This window comes from Nocardia sp. NPDC002869 (assembly GCF_046764065.1).
Taxonomy (GTDB): Bacteria; Actinomycetota; Actinomycetes; order Mycobacteriales; family Mycobacteriaceae; genus Nocardia; species Nocardia rhamnosiphila.
Genome location: NZ_JBKOOL010000239.1, coordinates 1 through 6,340 on the forward strand (window position 1 = coordinate 1; position 6,340 = coordinate 6,340).

The window sequence follows — 6,340 nt, forward strand, 5'->3', positions numbered from 1 at the left end:
CTCGAAAGCGCATGAGCCGAAGGCTCGAGTCCCGAGGCCGAAACGGCGAGACCCAGGGGGCCTCAACCCCGCGACGCCGAAGGCGGCGCCAAAAAACACAGCACCGGGGACAGCGATTGCCGATCTTCTGTCTCCGGATTGCCAACACCGCCTAGGTCTCAGGGCTTCCTACCCGCAATTCTCGCGTGGGTCACTCCGCGTCGGAGGTGGCCTCTTCGGTGGTCTCCTCGTCGGATTCCTTGGCGGTACCGAACATTTCGTCGGTGTCGACCTTGTTGCCCTCGGAATCGGTGACCGTCACCTTGCCGACGACCTCGGCCAGAGCCTTGCCGCGGCGGACATCGGCGAAAACGGCGCCGAGCTGGCCGGCCTGCTGCACCTGCTGGATGAACTGCTCGGGCGCCATCCCGTAGCGCTGGGCCTGGAACAGGATCCGCTCGGTGAGCTCTTCCTGGCCGACCTGGGTGCCTTCGGCGTCGGCGACCGCGTCCAGCAGCAGCTGGGTTTTCACCGATTTCTCGGCGGCCTCCTTGGTATCGGCGTCGAACTCCTCGCGGCTCGAGCCCTGGGCCTCCAGCGCCTCGGCGAACTTGGCCTCGTCGTGGTCGAAGCCGTGGATCGCGTCGTGCTCGACGGCGTCGATCTCGGCCTTCACCACGGCCTCGGGCAGCGGCACCTCGACGCTCTCGAGCAGCTGCTCGAGCACCTTGTCGCGGATATCGCCGGCCTGCTGCACCTTCTTGACCCGCTCGACGCGGGACCGCAGATCGGCCTTCAGCTCGTCGATGGTGTCGAATTCGCTGGCGAGCTGGGCGAATTCGTCGTCCGCCTCGGGCAGCTCACGTTCCTTGACCGAGCCGAGAGTCACCGTGATGGCGGCTTCCCGGCCGGCGTGCTCACCGGCGACCAGGGTCGAGGTGAACTCCTTGGACTCCCCGGCCGACATCCCGATCAGGGTCTCGTCCAGGCCCTCGATGAGCTGACCGGAACCGACCTCGTGCGACAGGCCGGTGGTCGCGGCCTCCGGCACCTCCTCGCCGTCGACGGTGGCGGACAGGTCGATGGAGACGAAATCGCCGTCCTGGACCGGGCGTTCGACGCCGGTGAGAGTGCCGAAACGCTGGCGCAGCGACTGCAGCTGCTCATCGATATCGGCATCGGTGATCTCGATGGCGTCCACGGTGACGGCGATAGTGCTGTAGTCCTCGGGCAGGGCGATCTCCGGCCGGATATCCACCTCGGCGGTGAAGGCCAGCTCCTGACCGTCCTCGATCTTGGTGATCTCGATCTCCGGCTGCCCGATGACCTTGACCTCGGAGGTGGTGACGGCCTCGCTGTAGCGGCCGGGCAGGGCGTCGTTGACGACCTGCTCCAGAACCGCACCGCGGCCCAGGCGCGCCTCGAGCAGCTTGGCCGGCGCCTTACCCGGACGGAAGCCGGGAATGCGCACCTGCTTGGCCAGGGCCTTGTAGGCGCGATCGAAGTCCGGCTTCAGCTCCTCGAAGGGCACCTCGACATTGATCCGGACCCGGGTCGGGCTCAGCTGCTCGACGGTGCTCTTCACGGACATGCTCCTTGTTCTCGTCGGTTCGTGTTCACCGACCCCGCACGATATCCGTGCTGGTGGCCGGGTGATGGCGCGTGGTCTGGCGACGGCGCGCGGGTACGCACCCTCGGCGTACCGTCCGAAGCGGCGAGCACCTGCGGTTTCACGCGCCCGGGATACGCATCCCGACCAGGGTAGTTGACCGGGTCATGTGCGCTGCAGCCCGGTGCTGTGTTTACTTGCCCCGCCTCCGGCGGGGCGGGTCGGGGCCCTGTGACCCCGGTTCTTCACTCCGGCGCTCGGTCGCTGCGTTCCTTCGCTCTGTCGCTCCAGGACCGGGGGCGGGCCCCGACCCCCGAGGCAGACCATTCGGAATAGACGGAAGGTGTCCGCCAACGTGCACCTCGACCGGCCCGGATGGGCTCAGCCACGGAAAGTGCTCGATGGTCGCCGATCCGTGAACGGCCGACCACCCACGCTCCAGGACCGGGGCGGGGCTCCAAGCGATGACGCGATCATCCAACGAGCCCTCGAACGCCGAACCTCGGCACCTCATCCCTGGGGGACGGAGACTGCGTCGGTGACGAAGACCAGGGTCTCGTTCGGCTTCACTCCGTTACCGCCGGCGCCGTAGCCCAGGTCCGGCGGAATGATCAGCAACCGGCGGGCACCCTGCTGAACGCCTTCGAGTCCCTGTTCCCACCCGGGAATGACCATACCGTCGCCGAGGGTGAGTTCGAAAGGTTCGCCGCGGTCGAACGAGGAGTCCAGTTTCTGCTTGTCCGACCAGGTGACCAGGGCGTAGTTCATGGTCAGTTGCTGTCCGGGGGCGGCGCCGGGGCCCGAGCCGGGCACCAGGTCCTTGGTCACGAGTTGTTTCGGCGGGTCACAGTCCTCGGGGAGGGTGATCTGCGGGACTTCGCCGAACCCACCCTGGACATCGATATCGTCGGCCGTGCATTCGCGACCCTTCGATTCGGCGGGCGCAGTCTGCCCCGGAGCGGCGGACGAATCGGCCGCCGTGGAGGTGGTCGCGGTGCCGCCGGAGTCGTCGGAGCCGCATCCGCCGAGGCCGAGAGCGGCCGCGGTGACGGCGGTGACAGCGAGGATCCTGCCGATTGTCTGCATGTGCCGCACCCTACCGGCCGGCCTCGAACGAGCGGCCCGGCGATATCGCGGCACCTCCCCGCGTCATCGGCACGGAGCCGTCCCGGCTGCCGGTGGCGGCGATCGGTATGCGGATCTCCGCTTCGGTACCCACCGCCCCGAATAGTGCTCACTCCGGTGCCGGTCGCCTCGGTCCGCGACCGACGTCCGGAATCGCCGCGGACCGCCCGAGCCGCCGGGTCCCCGGCGCGGGCACCGGTTTCCATCCCGCGATATGGGTAAGGCGTGGGCTGGAGCGAAGAATTTTCGCCGGTCGCCATCGGCGAACCGAGGGCAGTATGGCACACCTCCAGCTATCGTGGTGGCAGTCCGCACTCGGGGTGCGGTAGCCCGGCGCGACCACGACCTCCAGGAGGTTAGGCGTATGACGCAGTTGGCGAGTGCAGGCGGGGACACCAGTGCCGACAATGTGGGCAGTCACGGTGGGGAATCCGTCGCGCCCCGGCCCTATACGCTGTCGGCGGCCCCGGGCCCCTTGGCCGCCGAGGAGCTGGAATGCCTCGACGCGTGGTGGCGGGCCGCCAACTACCTGTCGGTGGGGCAGATCTATCTGATGGCCAATCCCCTGGTGCGCGAACCGTTGGCCCCGGAGCACATCAAACCCCGGCTGCTCGGCCATTTCGGCACCGTGCCCGGGCTGAACCTGGTCTGGGTGCACGCCAATCGCGCCATCCTGGCACGCGATCTGAACGCGGTGTTCGTCGCCGGGCCGGGGCACGGCGGACCGGGTCCCAACGCCTGCGCCTGGCTCGAGGGCACCTATTCCGAGTTGTACAGCCATGTGCCCCGCGACGGCGAGGGTATGCGGGCGTTGTTCGCCCAGTTCTCCTTTCCCGGTGGGGTTCCCAGCCATTGCGCACCGGAGACGCCGGGTTCCTTCCACGAAGGCGGCGAACTGGGCTATTCGCTGTTGCACGCGTTCGGTGCCGCGCTGGACAACCCGGATCTCACCGTGTTCTGCGTGGTGGGTGACGGCGAAGCCGAAACCGGTCCGCTCGCGGGCAGTTGGCATTGCAACAAGTTTCTGAACCCGGCGCGCGACGGCGCCGTCGTGCCGATCCTCGCCCTCAACGAGTACAAGATCGCGAATCCCACTCTGCTGGCCCGCATTCCCGAGGACGAGCTGGTCTCGCTGCTGCGGGGTTACGGTTACGAGCCGCTGATCGTCGCCGGTGCCGAGCCGGCGCGGGTCCATCAGGACATGGCCGCCGCCGTGGACACCTGCCTGGAGCGGATCGCGCAGATCCAGCGGGCCGCCCGGGACGGCAGCGATACCTCCCGCCCGCACTGGCCGATGATCGTGCTGCGCACCCCGAAGGGCTGGACCGGGCCACCGATCGTGGACGGAGATCCGGTGGAGGGTACGTTCCGCGCCCATCAGGTTCCGTTGCCCGGCGCCCGGCAGGACGCGTCGCATCGGGCGGTGCTCGAGGAATGGTTGCGTTCCTACCGGCCCGAGGAGCTGTTCGACGAGGCCGGCGCCCCGGTCTCGGAACTGTGCCGGCTCGTCCCGGCCGGTGGCCGGCGGATGAGCGCGAATCCGGTGGCCAACGGGGGCACGCTGGTGCGGGATCTGCGGTTGCCCGACTGGCGCGGTCATGCGGTCGACGTCGCCGAACCGGGCCGGACCACGCACGAGGCGACCCGGGTGCTCGGCAGCTGGTTGCGGGAGGTCACCGCGCGCAATCCCGACAATTTCCTGACCTTCGCCCCGGACGAGCTGGCCAGCAACCGGCTGCAGGACATCCTCGCGGTCACCGGCCGTAACTGGCAGGCCGAGATCGGCGTCCACGACGAGAAACTGGATCGTTCCGGCCGGGTGATCGAAGTGTTGTCCGAGCATATGTGCCAGGGCCTGCTGGAGGGCTATCTGCTCACGGGCCGGCACGGGGTCTTCACCTGCTACGAGGCGTTCGTCCACATCGTGGACGCCATGTTCAACCAGCACGCCAAATGGCTGGACGCGAGCGCGGCGGTGCCGTGGCGGCAGCCGCTGGCGAGTCTGAACTATCTGCTGTCCTCGCATGTGTGGCGGCAGGACCACAACGGCTTCACCCATCAGGACCCCGGTTTCCTCGACGTCGTGCTGAACAAGAAGCCCGAGATCGTGCGGGTGTATCTGCCGCCGGACGCGAATACCCTGCTCTCGGTGTACGACCACTGCCTGCGCTCGCGGCACTACGTGAACGTGGTGGTGGCCGGTAAACAACCGCAACCGGATTGGCTCGGGCCCACCGATGCCGCACTGCACTGCGCCCGCGGTATCGGTATCTGGGAGTGGGCGGGTCATCGCGACGAACCGGCCACCACCCCCGATGTGGTCCTCGCCTGCGCCGGCGACGTACCGACCCTGGAAACCCTGGCCGCCGCGGCGATCCTGCGCGAGGAGCTGCCCTGGCTGCGGGTGCGGGTGGTGAACGTAGTCGATCTGATGCGGCTGCTACCGGCCGACGAACATCCGCATGGGCTACCGGACAGCGAATTCGACACATTGTTCACCCGGGACTCCCCCGTGATCTTCGCCTTCCACGGTTATCCGTGGCTGATCCACCGGCTCACCTACCGCCGCACCAATCACTCGGGTCTGCATGTGCGGGGGTACAAGGAACGGGGCACCACCACGACCCCGTTCGATATGGTCATGCTCAACGACCTCGACCGATTCCATCTGGTGATGGATGTGATCGACCGGGTGCCCGCGCTGCGGCAGCAGGCGGCGGGGCTGCGCCAGCAGATGGTCGACGCACGCCTGCGGGCCCGGACCTGGACCCGCGAGCACGGTGAGGACATCCCCGAAGTGGCGAACTGGCGCCGTCCCGGCCCGTCGGTCGCCTGACCCGGCGCAGAGCGAGGTCACGGCCGGGCCGCCGCCGACCGATGACGCCGGCCGAGGATGATGCGGGCGGCCCGATGGCGTGCACACCGACCTGCCGGGGGCGCCGCCGCGGTCTCGGACGGTCGGCGCCGCCCTCGAACCCGGTCGACACCCTCGTCCGGGGGCCGCACCGGAGCGACCGCGCCCGAGCTTGTGTACCGCGTCGGTCCGGAACGCCGGCGATACAGCGGCGAGGACGTGTACAAACCGAAATACCCTCCGGAAAATCCGCTCACCAGCAGGTATCGGCCGATCCGGTCGGACTAGTCGTCAAGAGCCGTAGACCGGAGCACTTCCGGGCCGGCGCAGGTACGCCTACTCCCGCGAGAAGAACCTGCGCCTAGTGCGCGACCGTCGGCCGGGCCCGGGAACGCTCGTCCCCGCTTCGGGAAATGACCTGGATATCGAGGCCGTGGCCCGGATCGTGACCGGCGAGCCGCTGTCGTGCGTGCCCCAGGCGGTGTTCGCGGTACCGACCCCGACCTCCGAACCGGTCGAGTCCCCGGCGGGATAGTTCGCACCCCCGGAGCGGTCCAGCCGTTCCCAATCGTGAGAAATGCATAGACGCTTATTCAAACACTCGTGTACCGTACCGTTAGACAGCGGCACATAGAACTACGGGCCCACACACATTGACTCACCGTAGAAGTTCTATCCGCCGGAACAGAACGGAGCACGCCATGACCATCGCCCGCAACTTCGGATTCGTGAAGAGAATCGCCGCCGCCGCCGTACTGGCCGGAGCCCTCGCC

Annotated in this window: 3 protein-coding genes; 1 reads left to right on the plus strand and 2 read right to left on the minus strand. The window is 68.1% G+C overall.

The annotated features are described in order from the left end of the window. Positions 1-190 precede the first annotated feature (190 nt). Both tig and ACLML9_RS27135 read right to left on the minus strand, forming a co-directional pair. Complete coding sequence (gene tig / locus ACLML9_RS27130; protein WP_411948171.1) at positions 191-1,564, minus strand: trigger factor; 1,374 nt, start codon at positions 1,562-1,564, stop codon at positions 191-193. Between the two features lie 534 nt (positions 1,565-2,098). Next, entirely contained in the window at positions 2,099-2,674 is a 576-nt protein-coding gene (locus tag ACLML9_RS27135) for an FKBP-type peptidyl-prolyl cis-trans isomerase (RefSeq protein ID WP_411948172.1), read from the minus strand. A 403-nt stretch (positions 2,675-3,077) separates the two neighbouring features. Here ACLML9_RS27135 and ACLML9_RS27140 point away from each other — a divergent pair, with 403 nt between their 5' ends. Then, on the plus strand, positions 3,078-5,549 hold the full coding sequence (locus tag ACLML9_RS27140) for a phosphoketolase (protein WP_411948173.1): 2,472 nt from the start codon (positions 3,078-3,080) through the stop codon (positions 5,547-5,549). The last annotated feature ends 791 nt before the right edge of the window (positions 5,550-6,340 follow it).